Source organism: Endozoicomonas sp. ISHI1, from assembly GCF_024606225.1.
In the GTDB taxonomy this organism is placed as follows: Bacteria; Pseudomonadota; Gammaproteobacteria; order Pseudomonadales; family Endozoicomonadaceae; genus Endozoicomonas_A.
Map to the genome: position 1 here is coordinate 1 of NZ_JAGRPU010000061.1, position 21,537 is coordinate 21,537.

Sequence of the window (21,537 nt, forward strand, 5' to 3'; positions counted from 1 at the left end):
CCTGCGGTGCTTCAGTGTCCCCGGGGGCAGGAGTGCGAGCAATGCCATCCATTGAGTAGAATATCCGTGTTAGTTAATAAGTAATGCGGATTGGACTCAAGAACAGCTCGAAAGTTCAGTTCTATGGCTATAAAGTTTGCTATGGCTGAAGCAACACCGGCATCGGATATGCCGACCTATTGCGCACCGACCTCCGGTGTTACTTCATCGCACTGACTGGATAACCTGGTATCTTTATTTTGTACCCTTACTTGCTCCAAAGTGGGTCAGGATTCTCACACAGTCGGCATTGCCCATCTCGGTTGCGATGGAGAGTGGGGTGGTGCCATCAAACAAGGCGGTGTTGATATTCGCACTGGCCCTGATCAGGTGTTTTAAACACTCGGTATGGCCGTCCCGGGCTGCTAATAACAGCGGGGTCGCGCCATTAGTCCTCCGGGCGTTGATATTCGCCCCGGCGTTGATCAGGGGTTGCACGCAGCCATGATAGCCCTCCTCGACTGCGATGTGCAGAGGCGTGCTTCCGCTCGTAGTCCTGATGTTGACAGCCGCCCCGGCGTTGATCAGGCCTTCCACACACTCGATATTGCACAACAAGATTGCGATTTGCAGCGGGGTGAAGCCATCCTCAGTCCTCCGGGCGTCGAGATTTGCCCCGGCGTTGATCAGGCGTTTCACGGAGCCGATGCTATTATTTTTGGCAGCGATAAACAGCGGCGTCACGCCACCCAACAAGGCGGCGTCGATATCCGCCTTGAGCTCAATCAGGCGTTCCACGCATTCGGTATTGCCCTTCTCGGCTGCGACGTATAGCGGGGTGATGCCATTTTCAGTCCGGGCATTGGGATTCGCTCCGGCGTCGAGCAGAAGTTTCGCGCAGTCGGTGTGATTATCGCAGAGAGCGAGTATCAGAGGGGTGCTGCCATACGGGAAGGCGATGTTGACATCCGCTCCTTCTTCGATCAGGAGTTTCACGCATTCGATATTACCTTCCTTGACAGCGGTTAGCAGAGGGGTTTCGCCATACCTGGTTCGGGCATTGACGTCCGCCCCGCCTTCTATCAGAGCCTTCATGTTGTCGATGTTATTGGACCTGGCAGCGAAGTGCAGTGCTGTGGCGCCAAGGGAATTGGCGGCGTTGACCTTCGCCCCAGCGTTGATCAGGCGTTTCAGAATGACGGGATCAGGTTTATCGGCAGCGAATATCAGCGGGGTGTAGCCATCCTCAGCGCGGTCGACGTTGACGTCCGCCCCAGCACTGATCAGGCGTTCAACGGTCTCCTCGTACTGCATAGTGGATGCCACCATCAAAGCAGTGAGATCACCGTGCATAACGGCATTGACATTGACTCCTTCTGCCAGTGACTTATCCAGCTGATCCAAATCCTCATGCCAACATGCATCAAAAAACGCCTCATCGGGGAAAAAATTATCATCGTGAGGTTTATCGGTGTTCTCATTCACCACGGGCATCGGGTTTTGGTTGCACACTTTGCACTGGCGTGAGCCGATGGACTGGGTAACAAAATGCTTCGAAAGACAATCCAGATGGAAGTGGTGACCACATTGGGTTCGATATTCGGGTTTGACGGCCACAGACGCCACATCGTGGCCGTGGAAATCACTCAAACAAATAGCACAGGCATTGTCCTTCGACGTTACGTCAGTGCCCGTGGGTGAAGGGGGTGAAGGGGGTTGAGTAATAGCATCCATAAGTAAAACCTCCGTGTTATTGGATTAATTTGTTCAGATTATTTGACACAAAAAAAATACGATAGTTCAGTTCTGTGGCTATAAAGTTTGCAGTGGCTAAGTCATCACCCATTTCAAACACTCAGAAGATGGAAACACCTGAAAGTTCTGTTTTCTGGATGAGATAACGTCTTTCTTTAGTTACCTGCCTTGCCTCTGTTCCCTAAATTGCCCCGGCCTTGGTCAATGCTTCCACAATGTCGGTCTTGCCCATTCTGGCTGCGATGGACAGCGCAGTGGCGCCGTCTTCAATTCTGACGGCATTGAGATCCGCCCCAGCGTTGATCAGGATTTTTACGCTGTCAGTATTTCCTTTCTCAGCAGCTTTGAACAGCGGGGTGGCGTCATCCTTACTTCGGGCGTTGAGATTCGCTCCGGCGTTAATCAGAATTTTCAGGCAGTCAATGTTGTTTTGCAGGGCAGCGATAAACAGCGGGGTGACACCCTCCTTAGTCGGAGCGTTGATATCCGCTTTGGCTTCGATCAGGATTTTCACGCAGTCGGTGTTATTGACTTGTGCTGCGATGAACAGCGGGGTGGCGCCATCCTCAGTTGGGGCGTTGAGATCCGCCTTGGCTTCGATCAGGGCTTTCACGCAGTCGGTATAGCCTCTTGCAGCAGCGATGAACAGAGCGTTGCGGCTGTAATGAGTCTGGGCGTTGAGGTTCGCCCTGGCTTCGATCAGGGCTTTTACGCAGTCAATATTATTCATCTCGGTAGCGATGGTCAGTGGGGTGGAGCCGTCTATGGTTCTGGCGGCGTTGAGATCCGCTTCGGCCTTGATCAGAAGTTTTACGCAGTCGGTATTGCCCATCTGGGCAGCAATGAACAGCGGGGTGGTACCATCCGACAAGGCAGCGTTGAGATCCGCCTCTGCTTTGATCAGGATTTTCACGCAGTCGGTCTGATTTTCTTGTGCTGCCATGAACAGCGAGGTGGCACCATTCTTGGTCTGGGCGTTGAGAGCCGCCTTGGCTTCGAGCAGGGCTTTCACACAGCCGGTATGGCCTCTCGCAGCAGCGATGATCAGTGGGGTGGCGCCATTCTCAGTTGGGGGGTTGAGATCCGCCCTGGCTTCGATCAGGGCTTTCACACAGTCGGTATTGCCTTTTGCAGCAGCGGAGAACAGCGGGGTGGCACCATCCTCTGTCCGGGGGTTGAGATTGGCCCTGGCTTCGATCAGGGCTTTCACGCAGTCGATATTGCCCTTCTCGGCTGCGATATACAGCGCGGTGGTGCCATCCGGAAAGGCGGCGTTGAGATCCGCCTTAGCTTCGATCAGGGCTTTCACGCAGTCTGTATTGCCATTCTGTGCAGCCATGAACAGCGAGGTGGCGCCACGCTCAGTCCGGGCGTTGAGATCCGCCCTGGCTTCGACCAAGGCTTTCACGCAGTCGATATGGCCTTTCGCTGCAGCAGTGAAAAGCGGTGTGGTGCCATCCGACAAGGCAGCGTTGAGATCCGCCCCGGCTTTGATCAGGGCTTTCACGCAGTCGGTATGGCCATTTTGTGCAGCGATGATCAGCGCTGTGGCGCCATCCTTGGTCCGGGCGTTGAGGTCCGCCTTGGCTTCGATCAGGGCTTTCACGCAGTCGGTACGGCCTTTCGCAGCAGCGATGATCAGCGAGGTGGTGCCACCCTTAGTCTGGACGTTGAGATCCGCCCTGGCTTCGATCAGGGCTTTCACGCAGTCGATACGGCCTTTCGCAGCAGCGATGATCAGCGGTGTGGTGCCATCAGACAAGGCAGCGTTGAGATCTGCCCTGGCTTCTATCAGGGCTTTAACGCAGTTGCTATGGCCATTCTGTGCAGCGATGAACAGCGGGGTGGTGTCATTCTCAGCCCGCGCGTTGAGATCTGCCCTGGCTTTGATCAGGGCTTTCACGCAGCCGGTATGGCCATTCTGTGCAGCGATAAACAGCGAGGTGGCGCCGTTCTCAATCCGGGCGTTGAGATCCGCCCTGGCTTCGGCCAGGGCTTTCACACAGTCGGTATGGCCTTTAGCAGCAGCGATGATCAGCGGTGTGGTGCCATCCGACAAGGCAGCGTTGAGATCTGCCTTGGCTTCGATCAGGGCTTTCACGCAGTCGGTATGGCCATTCTCTGCAGCGATGAACAGCGCGGTCGCGCCATCCTTAGTCCGGGTGTTGAGATCTGCCCTGGCTTCGGTCAGGGCTTTCACGCAGTCGGTATGGCCATTCTGTGCAGCGATGTACAGCGGGGTAACGTCATCCTCAGGCCGGGCATTGAGATCCGCCCTGGCTTCGATCAGGGCTTTCACGCATTCGGTATGGCCTCTCGCAGCAGCGATGAATAGCGCGGTGGCACCACCCTTAGTCCGGGTGTTGAGATCCGCCCTGGCTTCGATCAGGGCTTTCACGCATTCGGTATTGCTCATCTCTGCTGCGATGCACAGCGGGGTTCTGCCATCCGACAAGGCGGCGTTGAGATTGGCCCCGGCCCTGATCAGGGCTTTCACGCATTCGGTATTGCCCATCTCGGCTGCTATTGACAGCGGGGTGGCGCCATCCGGATCGGCGGCGTTGACATCCGCTCCGGCTTCGATCAGGGCTTGCAGGCAGTCGGTGTTATTTTCTTGGGCAGCCATGAACATTGAGGTGGCACCGTACTTACAGACGGCGTTGAGATTCGCCCCGGCGCTGATCAGGCATTCGACGACCGTCTTGTGCCCCCCGAAGGATGCCATCATTAAGGCAGTGTAATCGTCATACGTAATGTTATGGACATTGACATTGACTCCTTCTTCCAGAGATGTGTTTACCTGAGCCAAATCCCCTTCAAAACAGGCACGATAAAACGTCTGATCGGGAAAAAATGTATCCTGGTGAGGTTCACCGGTGTTTAGATTCAACACAGGCATCGGGTTTTGTCGGCACATCGCGCACCGACGAGAGCCGATGGGGTGATCAACAAAATACTTCAAAATACAGTCCAGATCGAAGCGTTTGCCACAACATTGGGTTTTGACGACCACAGGCGCTACAGCTCGACCATGGAATTCGGCCAAACAAATGGGACAGAGAGGATCCTCCTGCGGTACTTGAGTATCCCCGGTGACAGGGGGGCGAGCAATGCCATCCATGATGAGAACATCTGTGTTAGTCAATGAGTGCTACGGATTGGACACAAGAAAAACAGGATAGTTCAGCTCTATGGCTAAAAAGTTTGCAGTGGCTAAACAATCTCACCTATTTCAAAAACTCATAAGACGGGAACACCTGAAAGCCGTGTTTAATGGATAATATAACGCCTTTCTTTTGTTTTCTTCCTTGCCTTTGTTTTCTATCTCGCCCCGGCTTCGGTCAGGACTTTCATGCAGTCGCTATGGCCCATCTCCGTTGCCATGGAGAGTGGGGTGGTGCCACTCGACGAGGCGGCGTTGATATCAGCCCCGGCGTTGATCAGGATTTTCGCGCAGTCAGTATTGCCTTTCGCAGCAGCGACGAACAGTGAGGTGGCGCCATTCGAGAAGGCAGCGTTGAGATCCGCCCCGGCTTCGATCAGGGCCTGCAGGCAGCCGGTCTTATTTTCCCAGGCAGCGATCAGTAGCGGGTTGGCGCCATTCGACAGGGCGGCGTTGAGATCCGCCCCGGCTTCGATCAGGGCTTGCACAATGTCGGTATTGCCCGTCTCGGCTGCGATGAACAGCGGGGTGGCGCCACTCTCGGTCCGGGCGTTGAGATCCGCCCCCGCTTTGATCAGGGCTCTCACGCAGTGAGTATTGCCCTTCCAGGTTGCGACGGACAGTGGGTTGGCATCATCCGACCGGGCGGCGTTGAGATCCGCCTTGGCTTCGATCAGGGCTTCCACGCAGTCGGTATTATTCTTCAGGCAAGCGAGGAACAGCGGGGTGGAACCGTCCGAACAGCTGAGGTTGAGATCGGCCTTGGCTTTGATCAGGGCTTTCACGCAGCCGGTGCTATTTTGTTGGGCAGCGATGGACAGCGGGGTGGCACCATCCGAAGTCCGGGCGATGTTGAGATCCGTCCCGGCTTCGATCAGGGCTTGCACGATGTCGATGTTATTTTCCTGGGCAGCGATGAACAGCGGAGTGACGCCATCCGGTGTCTGGGCGGCGTTGACGTCCGCCCCGGCCTTGATCAGGGCTTTCACGCAGTCGGTATTGCCCTTCCCGGCAGCGATGAACAGCGCGGTGGCGCCATCCTCAGCCCGGGCAGCGAGATCTGCTCCGGCTTCGATCAGTGCTTCCAGGCAGTCGATATTGCCCTTCTCGGCAGCGACGTAGAGCGGGGTGGTACCATCGGAACAGGCAGCGTTGAGATCTACCTTGGCTTCGATCAGGGCTTTCAAGCAGTCGGTGTTATTTTTCTGGGCAGCAATGTACAGTGGGGTGACACCATCCGGACGGGAGAGGTTGAGATCCGCCTTGGCTTTGATCAGGGCTGTCACGCAGTCGATATTGCCCTTCTGGGCCGCGATGAACAGCGGGGTGGTGCCATTACTCCAGGTAGCGTTGGGATCCGCCCCGGCTTCGATCAGGGCTTGCAGACAGTCGGTGTTATTTTCCTGGGCAGCGATGAATAGCGGGGTGGCACCATCCTCAGTTCGGGCGGCGTTGACGTCCGCCCCGGCCTCTATCAGGCATTGGATCACCGCCGTGTGCCCGTTAGCAGATGCCAGCATCAAGGCATTGAGATCATCAGTCATAACGGCATTGACATTGATTCCTTCTGCCAGTGACTTCTCCACCTGATCCAAATCCCCGTTAACACAGGCATCATAAAACGTATGATCGGGGAAAAATGGATCCGGGTGAGATTCACCGGTGTTCTTATTCAACATAGGCATGGGGTCTTGCCGACACATCGCGCACTCGCGTGAGCCGATGGACTGTTGAACAAAACACTTCGAAACACAGTCCAGATCGAAGAGCTTGCCACAACACCGGGCTTTGACGATCACGGGCGCTACGTCACGGCCATGGAAGTGAGCCAGACAAATAGGACAGGGTTCGTCCTCCGGCGCTACGACAGCGTCCCCGGGGACAGAGTTGCGAGTAATAGCATCCACAAGCAAAACATCTGTGTTATTCAATAAGTAATACGGATTAGATGCAAGAACACTCCAATAGTTCAGCTTTGGTTCAGCTCTTATGGCTAAAAAGTTTGCAGCGGCTAAATAATCTCCCATTTCACACACTCAGAAGATGGGAACAGCTCAAAGCTGCGTTTACTGGATAGCACAAGAACTTTCTGGTTCTTTTCTTTCCCTCCTTGTCCGGGTTTTGGGAAGGGCTTCCAGGTCGGTATTGTCCAACTCCGTTACGGCGGACGGCGGGGGGGTGTCAAGATTCGCCCCGCCGTCGATCAGGAGTTGCACGCAGTCGGTATTGTCCATCTCAGCAGCTATGGAGAGCGGTGTGGCGCCATTCGGCAGGGCGGCATTGATATCTGCCCTGGCTTTGATCAGGAGTTTTACAATGTCGCTATGGCCCCTCAGGGCAGCGATGAGCAGCGGGGTGGCGCCATCTCTGGCCCGTGCGTTGATATCCGCCCTGGCTTTGACCAGGGCTTTCACGCAGTCAATGTTATTTTCCTGGACAGCAATGAGCAGCGGGGTGGCGCCATCTTCATTCCCGGCGTCGAGATCTGTCTCGGCTTCGATCAGAGCTTTTACGCTGTCGGTATTGCCTTTTGCTGCAGCGATGAACAGCGGGGTGCCGCCGCCGTTTTTAGTCATGGCGGCGTTGGGGTCTGCCCCACCGTTGATCAGGTCTTTCACGCATTCGGTATTGCCTTTCTGGGCAGCGACGAACAGCGGGGTAGCACCATCCGACGAGGCGGCGTTAAGATCCGTCTCCGGTTTGATCAGGATCTTTACACAGTCAGTGTTGTTTTCTTGCACAGCGATGAGCAGCGAGGTGGCGCCATTTTTAGTCCGGGCGTTGAGGTTCGCCCCGGCTTCGACCAAAACTTTCACGCAGCCGGCATTGCCTTTTGCAGCAGCGCCGTACAGTGGGGTAGTGCCATCCGACGAGGCAGCGTTGGGATTAGCCCCGGCGTAGATCAGGGCTTTCACGATTTCGATGTTATTTTCCTGGGCGGCCAAGTACAGTGCGGTGTAGCCATATGGAGTCTGGGCATCGATATCCGCCTCGCCTTCGATCAGGGCTATCACGCAGTCGGTATTGCCCATCTCGGCTGCGACGTGGAGTGGGGTGGCGCCAAGCTTGGTCCGCGCGTTGAGATCCGCACCGCCGTTGATCAGGACTTTCACGCATTCGGTCTTACCCTTCCAGGCTGCGATGAACAGCGAGGTGGCGCCATTCCTGGCGCGGGCGGCGTTGATGTCCGCTCCGGCTTTTATCAGGCCTTCAACGATCGCTATGTGCCCTTTACCAGATGCCAACATCAAGGGATTGTAATCATCACTCCTGAAGACATTGACATTAACTCCCTCTGCCAGTGACTTCTCCACCTTATCGAACTTTCCGCCAAGACAGGCAGCATAAAATGTCTGATCGGGGAAAAATTGATCCGGGTGATATTCACCGGTGTTCTTATTCAACATAGGCATGGGGTCATGCCGACACATCGCGCACTGGCGTGAGCCTATAGATTGTTGAACAAAATACGTCGAAATACAGTCCAGGTCGAAGTGCTTTCTACAACATTGGGCTTCGACGATCACCGGTGCTACATTTCGGCCATGGAAGTGAGTCAGACAAATAGAGCAGGGTTCGGCCTCCGGCGTTACGACATTGTCCCAGGGGAAAGGGGTGTGAGTAATGGCATCGATAAAGTGAGTAATGGCATCCATAAAGTGAGTAATGGCATTCACAAGCAGAACCTCCGTATTATTGAATGAGTAATACAGTTGGACACAAAAACAGTACAAAAATTCAATTCTATGGCTATGAACGTCCCCTACCTTCTCTCAGCCCCGGTCAGGGCTATCACGCAGTCGGTATTGCCCATCTCGGTCGCGATGGACAGCGGGGTGGCGCCATCCCAGGTCCGCAGGGTGTTGAGATTCGCCCCGGCGTCGATCAGGAGTTGCGCGCAGTCGGTATTGCCCATCAGGGCAGCGATGAACAGCGGGGTAGCGCCATCGGACAAGGTGACGTTGATATCTGCCCTGGCTTCGATCAGGATTTTCAGGCAGTCGGTATGGCCCTTCAGGGTAGCGATGAGCAGCGCAGTGGCGCCATTCTTGGTTCGTGCGTTGAGATCTGCGCCGGCTTGGATCAGACGTTTCACGATGTCTGCATGGCCTTCCTGAGCAGCGATAAACAGCGAGGTGACGCCATTCTTAGTCCGGGTGTTGACATCTGCTTTGGCTTCAATCAGGGCTTTCACGCTGTCGGTATTGCCTTTTGCAGCAGTGATGAACAGCGGGGTGGCGCCATCCTTAGTCTGGACATTGAGATCCGCCCCGGCTTCGATCAGGAGTTTCACTATGTCGGTATGACCCCTCTGGGCAGCGATGAACAGCGGGGTGGCACCATCCGGACGGGGGAGGTTGAGATCTGCCTTGGCTTTGATCAGGATTTTCACGCAGTCGGTGTTATTTTCCCAGGCGGCAATGAACAGCGAGGTGGCGCCATCCTTATCCCGGGCGTTGAGGTTCGCATTAGCTTCGATCAGGATTTTCAGACAGTCGGCGATATTTTCCCGGGCAGTCAAGAGCAGTGCGGTGTTGCCATTCTTTGTCCGGGCGTTGAGATCCGCCCCGGCTTGGATCAGGCGCTCGACGATGTCCCTGTGTCCCAGGCAGGATGCCAACATCAAGACAGTGAAATTATCATCCATAACCGCATTGATATTGACTCCTTCTGCCAGTAAATTCTCCAACTGATCCAAATCCCCCTCAAAACAGGCAAGATAAAGCGCCTCATCGGGGAAAAATGTATCCGGGTGAGACTCACCGGTTTTCTCATTCAGCATAGGCATCGGGTCTTGCCGGCACATTGCACACCGGCGAGAGCCGATGGGCTGATCAACAAAACACCTGGAAATGCAGTCCAGATCAAAGCGATGGCCACAACACTGGCTTCTGACGACCACGAGCGCTTCGTCACGATCATGGAAGTGAACCAGACAAATAGGACAGGGATCGGACTCCGGCGATGCGTCAGTGTCCATGGGGACAGTGGGTTGAGCAATGTCATCCATAAGTTGTACATCCACGTCAGTCACATGACCTGCGCACTCCGGGCCGCGTCCATTGTCCAAATATGGGCATGAGCTTTGTTCGGGCGTTGCGCCTGTGTGGCCGGTCGAATTTTCTGCGGAATTCATCGACCACTCAGTGGACCCACTGCTATCGGATGATGTTCGGAATTGACAAACGCCATGGCAGGGAGAGACGAAACAATTTAAATCCAAAGAATGCAGAGATTGTTGAGGGCCTCCGTTACCCTCGGCAGAGTCAGAATAAAGGAAACTGTTGAAAGAGACTGTCGGGCGGGCAGTGGTTTCCTGAGCTTCCTGCCCCGGTGACTCTGATGGCGGGTATTGTTGCTGGTTATTTCCAGAGCCGGGCATTGTAATGATGGCCGCAACCGGTTGCTCCTGACACAGCTCTTTTTGTTTCATCGGGTTAAGCGACGGTGAGTCGATAGTGACAAAAAAACCTCCTGTCAATGGTTGAGCCTGACAGACGACGGACAAGATCATTAGTAGCAGTGATGCTACACAGAGTGAGTGTTTAATCGTCCTACCCTTGCATTCTGGTGTACAGAGAGGAAGGATAGATCAGGAAAATAACTCAAGTTCCAAAAGCTCTTACACAGCCGTTGCCCTCGCCCCGGCTTCGGTCAGGACTTTCACGCAGTCGGTATGGCCCATCTCGGTTGCGATGGACAGTGGGGTGGTGCCATCCTCCGATAAGGCAAAGTTGAGATCAGCCCCCGCGTTGATCAGGGCTTTCACGCAGTCGACATTATTGTTCAGGCAAGCTACGAACAGTGCGGTGGCACCAGCTTTAGTTCGGGCGTTGAGATCCGCCCTGGCTTCGATCAGGGCTTGCAGGCAGTCGGTGTTATTTTCTTCGGCAGCGAGGTGCAGCGGGGTGGTGCCATCTGATAAGGGGAGGTTGAGATCTGCCTCAGCTTCGATCAGGGCTTTCACGCAGTCGGTATTATTCTCCTGGCAAGCCCGGAACAGCGGGGTGGCGCCATTCGAACAAGGGGCGTTGAGATCCGCCTTGGCTTCGATCAGGATTTTTACGCAGTCAGTGTTATTTTCCTGGGCAGCGATGGACAGCGGAGTGAGGCCATCCGAAGTCCGGGCGGCGTTGAGATCCGCCTTGGCTTCGATCAGGGCTTGCAGGGTGTCGATGTTATTTTCCTGGGCAGCGATGAACAGCGGAGTGACGCCATCCGAAGTCCGGGCGGCGTTGATGTCTGCCCCGTTGTTGATCAGGGCTTTCACGCAGCCGGTATTGCCCTTCCCGGCAGCAATGAACAGCGGGGTGGCGCCATCCCCAGTTGGAGCGTTGAGGTTCGCCTTGGCTTCGATCAGCGCTTTCACGCAGTGGGTATGGCCTCTTGCAGCAGCGATGAAAAGCGGGGTTTTGCCATGCTTGGTCTGGGCGTTGAGATCCACCTTGGCATTGATCAGGGCTTGCACGCATTCGGTATGGCCTCTCGCAGCAGCGATGAACAGCGGGGTGGCGCCATGCCTGGTTCGGACGTTGAGGTCCGCTCTGGCTTCGATCAGGGCTTTTACGCATTCAATATTGCCCATCTCGGCTGCGATGGTCAGTGGGGTGGCGCCATCTGGACAGGCGGCGTTGACATTCGCCCCGGCTTCGATCAAGGCTTGCAGGCAGTCGATGTTATTTTTTTGGGCAGCCATGAATAGTGAAGTGGCACCAATCTTACAAACGGCGTTGAGATTCGCCCCGGCGCTGATCAGGCATTCGACGACCGTCTTGTGCCCCCCCAAGGAAGCCATCATCAAGGGAGTGAAATGATCATGTGTAATGTTATGGACATTGACATTGACCCCTTCTTCCAGGGACATGTTTACCTGATCCAAATTCCTTTCAAAACAGGCACGATAAAACGTCTGATCGGGAAAAAATGTATCCGGGTGAGATTCGCCGGAGTTCAGATTCACCACAGGCATCGGGTTTTGTCGGCACATCGCACACCGACGAGCGCCGATGGGGTGATCAACAAAATACGTCAAAATACAGTCCAGATCGAAATGCTTGCCACAACATTGGGTTTTGACGACCACAGGCGCTACAGTACGGCCATGGAACCCGACCAGGCAAATAGGGCAGAAAGGGTCCAGCTGCGGTACTTGAATATCTCCGGAAACAAGGGGACGAGCAATGCCATCCATGAGTAGAACATCTGTGTTAGTGAGTGAGCGATGAGGATTGGACACAAGAAAAACAGGATAGTTCAGCTCTATGGCTATAAAAGTTTTCAGTGGCTGAATCATCACAGAAATCCCCCGCAACACCGGCATCGGATCATACCGAACTATTGCGCTCTGGCCTCCGGCGGTATTTCATCGTGCTGACTGGATAACATCATACCTTTATCTTCTTCCCCTCCTTGCCCCGGCGAAGGTCAGGAGTCTCTCGCAGTCGGTATTGCCCTTCCTGGTTGCGATGGACAATGGCGTGGCGCCATCGGAAGTCCGGGAGGCATTAAGATCGGCCCCGGCGTTAATCAGGACTTTCATGCAGTCGGTATTGCCTTTTGCAGCGGCGACGAACAGTGGGGTGGTGCCATTTGACAGGGCGGCGTTGGGATTCGCTTTGGCTTCGATCAGGATTTTCACGCAGTCGCTGTGGCCTATCGCAGCAGCAATGCACAGCGGGGTAGCGCCATTCGACAAGGTGGCGTTGGGATTCGCCCCGGCTTCGATCAGGGCTTTCACACAGTTGATATTGCCCTTTCGGGCTGCAATGAACAGTGGTGTGGCACCATCCGACCGGGCGGCGTTGAGATCTGCCCCGGCTTTGATCAGGGCTCTCACGCAGTCGGTACTACCTTTTCGGGCCGCAATAAACAGAGGGGTGGTGCCATCCGACAAGGTAGCGTTGACATCCGCCCCGGTGTTGATCAGGATGTTCAGGCAGTCGGTGTTATTTTCTTTTGCAGCCATGGACAGCGCGGTGGCGCCATCTTTGGTCCGGGCGTTGAGATCGGCCCCGGCTTCGACCAAGGCTTTCACGCAGTCCGTATTGCCTCTCGTTGCAGCGATGCTCAGCGGGGTGATGCCATTCGACAAGGCGGCGTTGAGATTCGCCCCGGCTTCGATCAGGGCTTTCACGCAGTCCTTATTGCCCACTGCGGCTGCGATGAGCAGCGGAGTGGCGCCATCCGACAAGGTGGCGTTGACATCCGCCCCGGCGTTGATCAGGATTTTCAGGCAGTCGGTGTTATTTTCCTGAGCGGCGATGAACAGCGGAGTGGGGCCATTCGGACAGGCGGCGTTGGTGTCCGCCCTGGCTTCGATCAGGAGTTTGACGCAGTCAGTGTTATTTTCTTGGGTAGCGATGAACAGCGGGGTGGTGCCATCCGGCAAGGCGGCGTTGACATCCGCCCCGGCGTTGATCAGGATTTTCACGCAGTCGATGTTATTTTCCTGGGCTGCGAAGAACAGCGGAGTGGCGCCATCTTCGTTCCGGGCGTTGAGATTCGCCCCGGCGTTGATCAGGTACTTGACGACGTCCTCGTGCCCCTGACTGGATGCCAACACCAAGGCTGTGAAATTATTATTCATAACGGTATTGACATTGACTCCTTCAGCCAGTGACTTCTTCACCTGATCTAAATCCCCGTCAACACAGGCATTGTAAAACGCTCGATCGGGAAAAAATGTATCCGGATGAGATTCACCGGTGTGTTCATTCACCATAGGCATCGGGTCTTGCCGACACATTGCACACCGGCGAGAGCCGATGGGCTGATCAACAAAACACCCCGAAATACAGTCCAGATCGAAGCGGTGGCCACAACATTGGGTTTTGACAACCACAGGTACTTCATCATGACAATGGAAGTGAATCAGACAAATAGGACAGGGATCGCACTCCAGCGGTACATCAGTGTCCATGGGGACAGCGGGGCGAGCAATACCATCCATGAGTAGAATTCCCGTGTTGGTCACATGACCTGCACAATCCGGGCATTGTCCATTGACCAAGTGGAAGCATGAGCTTTGTTCAGGCGATGCTCCTGTGTGACCTGTCGAATTTTCTGCAGAATTCATCGGCCGTTCAGTGGGTCCACTGCTATCGAATGACGGTCGGAATTGACAAACGCCATGACAGGGCAAGACGAAACAATCTAAACCCAAAGTATGCAGATGTTGCTGCGAGCCTCCGTTACCATCGGCAGAGTATGAATAAGGGAAGTTGCTGAAAGAGCCTACAGGGCAGATGGTGGTTTCCTGAGCTTGCTGCCCCAATGACTCCGATGGCGGGTATTGTTGCTGTTGATTTCCAGAGCCAGGCATCATCATGATAGCCGCAAACGGGTGACCCTGACACAGCTCTTTTTGTCCCATCGTATTAAACGACGGTGATTTTATATTCCAATAACTCTCTAAAAGCCAACCGACAGCGACAGCCACTTCCAGAGGCAGCCATGAATAAAAGGTGGAGCTTAGTGGGGTATTTTTGATGGTCAGGATCAGTTCGTGACCAACCAGCAGGTGAGCGGCGTAAAGCGATTGCCACGAAATTGATTCAATGATGGTCGTTTTTAGCTCACAGCCGTTTAGTCTGTCTTGTTTCTGATCGGACGGTAAATCCGATCCTGCATGGCCTTTTGTGTGGGCAATGTCTGGCAAAGTACCCGACAGTGTGTGTTGGTCTGGTTTTATAAAAACGTTTTGGTTTAGAGAATCTGTTCTCTGTTCAAGCTCGACAACAAAACGTCTTGTCAACGGTTGAGCCTGACAGACGAAGGGCAATGTCATGAGTAACAATGGTACTGCAAAGAGTGAGTGCTTAGTCATTCTATCCTTGTACCCTGTTAAACAGAGAGGAAGGATAGATCAAGAAAATAACTCAAGTTATGCAGTTAACAGTTCTCTCAATTGGCCCGGGGAAGCTTTCAGCCCTGCCAGGACCTCGACTTTTCACCGTTTTTTTGCAGATAGCCTCAACACCTGAAAGTCATGTTTACCGGGTAACATAACGCCTCTTTTTTATTTCCTTCCTTGTCTCTGTTCCCTACAGAGCTCTGTTCCTTACCTTGTCCCGGTCTCGGTCAGGGCCTTCACACAGTCGGTATTTCCCATCTCGGTTGCGATGGATAGCGGGGTGGCGCCATCAGAAGTCCGGGGGACGTTTAGATCCGCTTTGGCTTCGATCAGGACTTTCACGCAGTCGGTATTGCCTCTCAGAGCGGCGACGAACACTGGGGTGGTGCCATCCGACATGGCGGTGTTGAGATCAGCCCCGGCGTTGATCAGGATTTTCACGCAGCTGGTATTGCCTTTTCCAGCAGCGACGTACAGCGGGGTGGCGCCAACCTCAGTCCGAGGGTTGAGATCCGCCCCGCCCTCGATCAGGACTTTCACGCAGCCGAGGTTATTTTTTTGGGCAGCGAGGCACAGCGGGGTGGCGCCATCCGGTAGGGCGGAGTTGGGATCAGCTCCGGCCTTGATCAGGAGTCTCACGCTGTTGGTATTGCCCATCTGGGCTGCTATGAACAGCGCGGTGGCACCGTCCTCAGTTCGGGTATTGAGATCCGCCTCGGCTTCGATCAGGAGTTTCACGCAGTCGGTGTTATTTTCTTGTGCAGCGATAAACAGCGGGGTGTAACCATAGTGAGTCTGGGCGTTGAGATTTGCCTTGGCTTCGATCAAGGCTTTCAAGCAGTCGGTATTGCCCATCTCAGCTGCCATGGAGAGCGGGGTGTCGCCATCCTCAGCACGGGCGTTGAGATCGGCCCCGGCTTCGATCAGGAGTTTCACGCAGTTGGTGTTATTTTCTTTTGCAGCGATGAATAGCGGGGTGTAGCCATGATTAGTCTGGGCGTTGAGATTTGCCTTGGCTTCGATCAGGGCTTTCAGGCAGTCGGTATTACCCATCTCAGCTGCCATGGAGAGCGGGGTGTCGCCATCCTCAGTACGGGCGTTGAGATCCGCTTTGGCTTCGATCAGGAGTTGCACGATGTCGGTATGGCCGTTCTCGGCAGCGATGAGCAGTGGGGTGGCGCCATTCATAGTCCGGGCGTTGAGATCCGCCCTGGCTTCAATCAGGAGTTTCACGCAGTCGCTGTTATTTTGTTGGGCAGCGATGAACAGTGGGGTGGTGCCATCCTCAATCCCGGCATTGAGATCCGCCCCGCCATTGATCAGGACCTTCACGCAGCCGGTGTTATTTTGTTGGATAGCGATCAAAAGCGGGGTGGCGCCATTAGACAAGGCGGCGTTGAGATCTGCCCCGGCTTCGGTCAGGGTTTTCACGATTTCGATATGGCCCATCTCGGTTGCGATATACAGCGAAGTAGAGCCATCCGGAAGCCGGGCGTTGAGATTCACCCCGGCGTTGATCAGGCGTTCGACGATGTCCTTGTGCCCCTGACTGGATGCCAACATCAAGGCAGTGAGACCATTACTCATAAAAGCATTGACATTGACCCCCTCTGCCAGAGACTTCTCCACCTGATCCAAATCCCCTTCAAAACAAGCACGATAAAACGCCTGATCGGGGAAAAATGTATCCGGATGAGATTCACCGGTGTTCTGATTCACCATAGGCATCGGGTTTTGCCGACACATTGCACAACGGCGAGAGCCGATGGGCTGTTCGACAAAACACGTCGAAATACAGTCCAGATCGAAGTAGTGGCCACAGCATTGACTTTTGACGACCACAGTCGCTTCATCACGGTCATGAAAGTGAATCAGACAAATAGGGCAGGGATCGGATTCCGGCGTTACGTCAGTGTCCATGGCAGCAGCGGGACGAGCAATGCTATCCATGAGTCGTTCATTCGTGTCAGTCACGTCACCTGCGCACTCTGCGCAGTGTCCATTGTCCAGATGTGGACATGAGCTTTGTTCGGGATTTGCGCCTGTGTGGCCTGTCGAATGTTCTGCATAATTCATCGGCCAGTCAGCGGGCCCGGTGCTGTCGGATGACGGTCGGAATTGACAAACGCCATGACAGGGAAAGACGAAACAATCTGAACCCAAAGTATGCAGATGCTGTTGTGAGCCTCCGCTATCACCGGCAGAGTCAGAATAAAGGACGCTGTTGAAAGAGCCTGCAGGGCGGGCGTTGGCTTCCCGAGCTTGCTGCCCCGATGACCCTGATGGAGGGCGTTGTTGCTGGTTATTTCCAGAGCCGGGTATTGTTATGACGGCCGCCAGCGGGTGATCCCGACATAGCTCTTTTAGTTTTATCGGATTAAACGACGGTGAGTCGATATTCCAATAACTCTTTAAAAGCCAACCGACAGCGACAAGCACTTCTACAGCTGGCCATGAGTAAGAGTTGGAGCTGAGTGGAGTATTTTTGCTGGTCAGGATCAGCTCGCAACCCATCAACAGATAATTGGCGTGTAGCCATGGCGACGAAATGGATTCAATGATGGTCGTTTTTAGCTCGCAACCATTTAGTTTGCCCTGTTTCTCATCAGGCGGTAAATCTGATCCTGCATAGTCTCTTGTGCGGGCAATGTCAGGCAAGGTGCCCGACAGTATTTGTTGGTCAGTTTTTATAGAAAAGTTCTGGTTTGAAGAACCTGTTTTCTGTTCAAGCTCGACAACAAAGCGTCTTGTCAACGGTTGAGCCTGACAAACGACGGACAATGTCATTAGCAACAGTGGTGCTGCAAAGAGTGACTGTTTAATCATTCTACCCTTGCATTCTGGTGTGAAGAGAGGAAAGGATAGATCAAGAACATTACTCAAGTTACGCAGTTAACCCTTCTCTTGGCCGCCTCAGGGAAGCTTTCAGCCTTGTCAGGATATCGACTTTTCACCGTATTTTGTTGATCACTTTAACACTTGAAAGCCGTGTTTTCTGGATAAGATAACGCCTCTCTTTTGTATCTTTCCTTGTTTCTGTTCCCTACCTTGCCCCGGCTTCGGTCAGGGCTTTCACAATGTCGGTATGGCTCAGCTGGGCAGCCATGAACAGTGAGGTGGCGCCTTTCTTAGACCGGGCGTTGATATTTGCCCCGGCGTTAATCAGGCGTTCGACGATGTCCTTGTGCCCACTACCAGATGCCAACATCAAGGCAGTGAAATCACCATTCACAACGACATTGACATTGACTCCTTCTGCCAGTGACTTCTCCACCAGATCCAAAGACCCCTCAAAACAGGCAAGGTAAAACCTACGATTGGGGAAAAATGTATCCGGGTGAGATTCACCGGTCTTATCATTCACCATAGGCATCGGGTCTTGCCGACACATTGCACACCGGCGAGAGCCGATGGGCTGTTCAACAAAACATGTCGAAATACAGTCCAGATCGAAGTGATGGCCACAACACCGGGTTTTGAGGACCACAGGTACAGCGTCACGACCATGGAAGTCAACCAGACAAATAGGACAGGGATCAGACTCCGGCGGTATGTCAGTGTCCATGGGGACAGCGGGGCGAGCTATACCATCCATGAGTAGTACATCTGTGTCAGTCACATGACCTGCGCACTCCGGGCAGTGTCCAGTCTTCAAATGTCCACATGAGCTTTGTTCGGGCGTTGCGCCTGTGTGGTCCGTCGAATGTTCTGCGGAATTCATCGGCCACTCAGTGGGCCCACAACTATCGGATGATGGTCGGAATTGACAAACACCATGGCAGGGAAAGACGAAACAATCTAAATCCAAAGTATGCAGATGTTGCTCTGAGCCTCCGTTTCCACCGGCAGAGTCAGAATGAAGGAAGTTGTTGGAAGAGCCTGAGGGGCAAGCAGTGGCTTCCTGCGCTTGATGCCCCGACTGCTCTGATGGTCGGCATTGTTGCTGGTTATTTCCAGAGCCGGGCACCCTGATGATGGCCGCCATCGGGTGATCCTGACCCAGCTCTTTTTGTGTCAACCGTCTAAACGACGGTGAGTCGATATTCCAATAGTTTTTTAAAAGCCAACCGACAGCGACAATCAACTCTACGGGTAGCCATGAATGGGAGGTGGAGCTTAGTGGGGTATGTTTGGTGGTCAGGATCAGTTCGCAGCCAAGCAGCAAATGAGTGGCATAAAGCCATTGCCACGAAATGGATTCAATGGTGGTCTTTTTTAGCTCACAGCCATTTAGTCCGCCTTGTTTCTCATCAGATGATAAATCCGAACCTGCATAGCCTTTTGTGTGGGGAATGTCTGACAAGGTGTACGACAGTGTATGCTGGTCAGGTTTTATAAAAACGTTCTGGCCTGGAGAACTTGTTTTCTGTTCAAGCTCGACAACAAAATGTCTGGTCAACGGATGAGCCTGACAGACGACGGGCAATCTCATGAGTAACAATGGTGCCGCAAAGAGTGAGTGCTTAATCATTCTACCTTCGCATTCTGGTGAACAGAGAGGAAGGATAGATCAGGAAAATAACGCAAGTTACGCAGTGAACCGTTCTCTCAATCGCGCTTTCAGCCTTGCCAGGATCTCGATTTTTCACCGTTTCTTGTAGATCGCCCTGATAGTCTTGGCATCACAGTAAAGATCGCTACCAACCAGAGCAAGACAGAGAATGTCTTTGCTCCCTACCGTGCCCCAGCCTTGGTCAGGGCCTTCACACAGTCGGTATTGCCCATCTCGGTTGCGATGGACAGCGGGGTGGCGCCATCGGAAGTCCGGGGGGCGTTTAGATCCGCATTGGCTTCGATCAAGACTTTCACGCAGTCGGTATTGCCTCTCCCGGCAGCGACGAACATTGGGGTGGTGCCATCCGACATGGCAGTGTTGAGATAAACCCCGGCGTTGATCAGGATTTTCACGCAGCCGGTATTGCCTTTCCAAGCGGCGACGTGCAGCGGGGTGGCGCCAAGCTTAATCCGAGGGTTGAGATCCGCCCCGCACCCGATCAGGACTTCCATGCAGTCGATGTTATTCTTCTGGGCAGCAAGGCATAGCGGGGTGGTGCCATCCGGTAGGGCGATGTTGGGATCAGCTCCGGCGTTGATCAGAAGTTTCACGATGTCGGTATTGCCCTTCCAGGCTGCTACGAACAGCGCGGTGGCGCCATCCTCATTACGGGCGTTGGGATCCGCCCCGGCTTCGATCAGGAGTTTCACGCAGTCGGTGTTATTTTCTTGTGCAGCAATGAACAGTGGGGTGTAACCATAATGAGTCCGGGCGTTGAGATTTGCCTTGGCTTCGATCAGGACTTTCAAGCAATTGGTATTGCCAAACTTGATCGCGATGGACACCGGGGTGTAGCCATTCGACGTGGCGGCGTTGAGATCTGCCCCGGCGTTGATCAGGACTTCCATAGAGTCGGGATTGCCTCTCTTAGCAGCGATGAGCAGTGGAGTGGCACCATTCGATGAGGCGATGTTGGGATCAGCCCCGGCTTCGGTCAGGGCTTTCACAATGTCGGTATGGCCCAGCTGGGCTGCTATATACAGCGAGGTGATGCCATCCTTAGTCCGGGCGTTGAGATCTGCCCCGGATTCGATCAGGATTTTCACGCTTTCGATTTTATTTTGTTGGGCAGCGATGAACAGTGGGGTGACGCCATCCTTATTCCGGGAGTTAAGATCCGCCCTGGCATCGATCAGAAGTTTCACGCAGTCGGTGTTATTTTCCTGGGCAGCGATGAACAGCGGGGTGGCGCCATTCTTAGTCCGGGTGTTGAGATCCGCCTTGGCTTCGATCAGGAGTTTCACGCAGTCGGTGTTATTTTCCTGGGCAGCGATGTACAGCGGGGTGGCGCCAATAGAACGGGCAGCGTTGAGATCCGCCTTGGCTTCGATCAGGATTTTCACGCAGTCGGTGTTATTTGCCTGGGCAGCCACGAACAGTGCGGTGGTACCACTCGAACAGGCAGCGTTGATATTTGCCCCGGCGTTGATCAAGCGTTTGACGATATCTTTGTGCCCGCCACCAGCTGCCAACATCAAGGCAGTGGAATCATCATCCATAATGACAATAACGGCATCGACATTGACGCCGTCTGCCAGTGACATTTCCACCTGATCCAAATCTCCCTCAAGACAAGCAAGATAAAACGCCCGATCGGGGAAAAACTCATCCGGGTGAGACTCATCGGTGTTCACATTCACCATAGGCATTGGGTCTTGGCGACACACTGCACAACGGCGAGAGCCGACGGGCTGTTCGACAAAACACTTCGAAATACAGTCCAGATCGAAGTGCTTGCCACAACATTGGGTTTTGACGACCAGAGGCGCTTCATCACGACCATGGAAGTGAACCAGACAAATAGGACAGGGATCGCACTCCACTGGTGCGTCAGTGTCCGTGGGGACAGCGGGGCGGGCATTGCCATCCATGGGTAGAACATCCATGTTGGTCAAATGACCTGTGCACTCTGAGCAGTGTCCATTGTACAAATGTGGGCATGAGCTTTGTTCAGGCGTTGTTGCTGTGTGGCCTGTTGAATGTTCTGCGAAATTTATCGGCCATTCAGTGGTCTCACTGCTATCGGATGATGGTCGGAATTGGCAAACGCCATGACAGGGAGAGACGAAACAATTTAAATCCAAAGAATGCAGAGATTGTTGAGGGCCTCCGTTACCATCAGCAGAGTCAGAATAAAGGAAGCTATTGAAAGAGCCTGCCGGGTGGGTGGTGGCTTCCTGAGCTTGCTGCCCCGATGACTCTGATGGTGGGCGTTGTTGCTGGTAATTACCA

At 54.0% G+C, this 21,537-nt stretch carries 10 protein-coding genes; all 10 read right to left on the bottom strand.

Translation table 11 applies throughout. From position 1 onward, the window contains the following. Positions 1–234: 234 nt before the first annotated feature. A complete protein-coding gene (locus KBW69_RS22030; protein ID WP_257282293.1) occupies positions 235–1,713 on the bottom strand; it encodes an ankyrin repeat domain-containing protein in 1,479 nt (492 codons plus the stop codon). 202 nt (positions 1,714–1,915) lie between these two features. Beyond that, entirely contained in the window at positions 1,916–4,855 is a 2,940-nt protein-coding gene (locus KBW69_RS22035) for an ankyrin repeat domain-containing protein (RefSeq protein ID WP_257282294.1), read from the bottom strand. A 200-nt stretch (positions 4,856–5,055) separates the two neighbouring features. Beyond that, positions 5,056–6,924, bottom strand: a complete 1,869-nt coding sequence (locus tag KBW69_RS22040) for an ankyrin repeat domain-containing protein (protein ID WP_257282295.1) — start codon at positions 6,922–6,924, stop codon at positions 5,056–5,058. A gap of 39 nt (positions 6,925–6,963) precedes the next feature. After that, positions 6,964–8,574, bottom strand: a complete 1,611-nt coding sequence (locus KBW69_RS22045; protein WP_257282296.1) for an ankyrin repeat domain-containing protein — start codon at positions 8,572–8,574, stop codon at positions 6,964–6,966. Between the two features lie 86 nt (positions 8,575–8,660). Beyond that, positions 8,661–10,412 carry an ankyrin repeat domain-containing protein gene (locus tag KBW69_RS22050; protein WP_257282297.1) on the bottom strand — a complete coding sequence of 584 codons (1,752 nt, stop codon included), beginning with the start codon at positions 10,410–10,412 and terminating at the stop codon, positions 8,661–8,663. A gap of 108 nt (positions 10,413–10,520) precedes the next feature. Further along, positions 10,521–12,191 carry an ankyrin repeat domain-containing protein gene (locus KBW69_RS22055; RefSeq protein ID WP_257282298.1) on the bottom strand — a complete coding sequence of 557 codons (1,671 nt, stop codon included), beginning with the start codon at positions 12,189–12,191 and terminating at the stop codon, positions 10,521–10,523. Between the two features lie 99 nt (positions 12,192–12,290). Further along, positions 12,291–14,723 carry an ankyrin repeat domain-containing protein gene (locus tag KBW69_RS22060; RefSeq protein WP_257282299.1) on the bottom strand — a complete coding sequence of 811 codons (2,433 nt, stop codon included), beginning with the start codon at positions 14,721–14,723 and terminating at the stop codon, positions 12,291–12,293. A gap of 234 nt (positions 14,724–14,957) precedes the next feature. Beyond that, the gene (locus KBW69_RS22065) at positions 14,958–17,576 is read right to left on the bottom strand and encodes an ankyrin repeat domain-containing protein (protein ID WP_257282300.1); all 2,619 of its coding nucleotides are present in this window, start codon (positions 17,574–17,576) and stop codon (positions 14,958–14,960) included. Between the two features lie 217 nt (positions 17,577–17,793). Continuing rightward, positions 17,794–19,221 (bottom strand): ankyrin repeat domain-containing protein, encoded by a 1,428-nt coding sequence (locus tag KBW69_RS22070; protein ID WP_257282301.1) that lies wholly within the window; start codon positions 19,219–19,221, stop codon positions 17,794–17,796. 203 nt (positions 19,222–19,424) lie between these two features. Beyond that, the coding region (locus tag KBW69_RS22075; protein WP_257282302.1) for an ankyrin repeat domain-containing protein at positions 19,425–21,537 on the bottom strand (2,113 nt) is incomplete at its 5' end.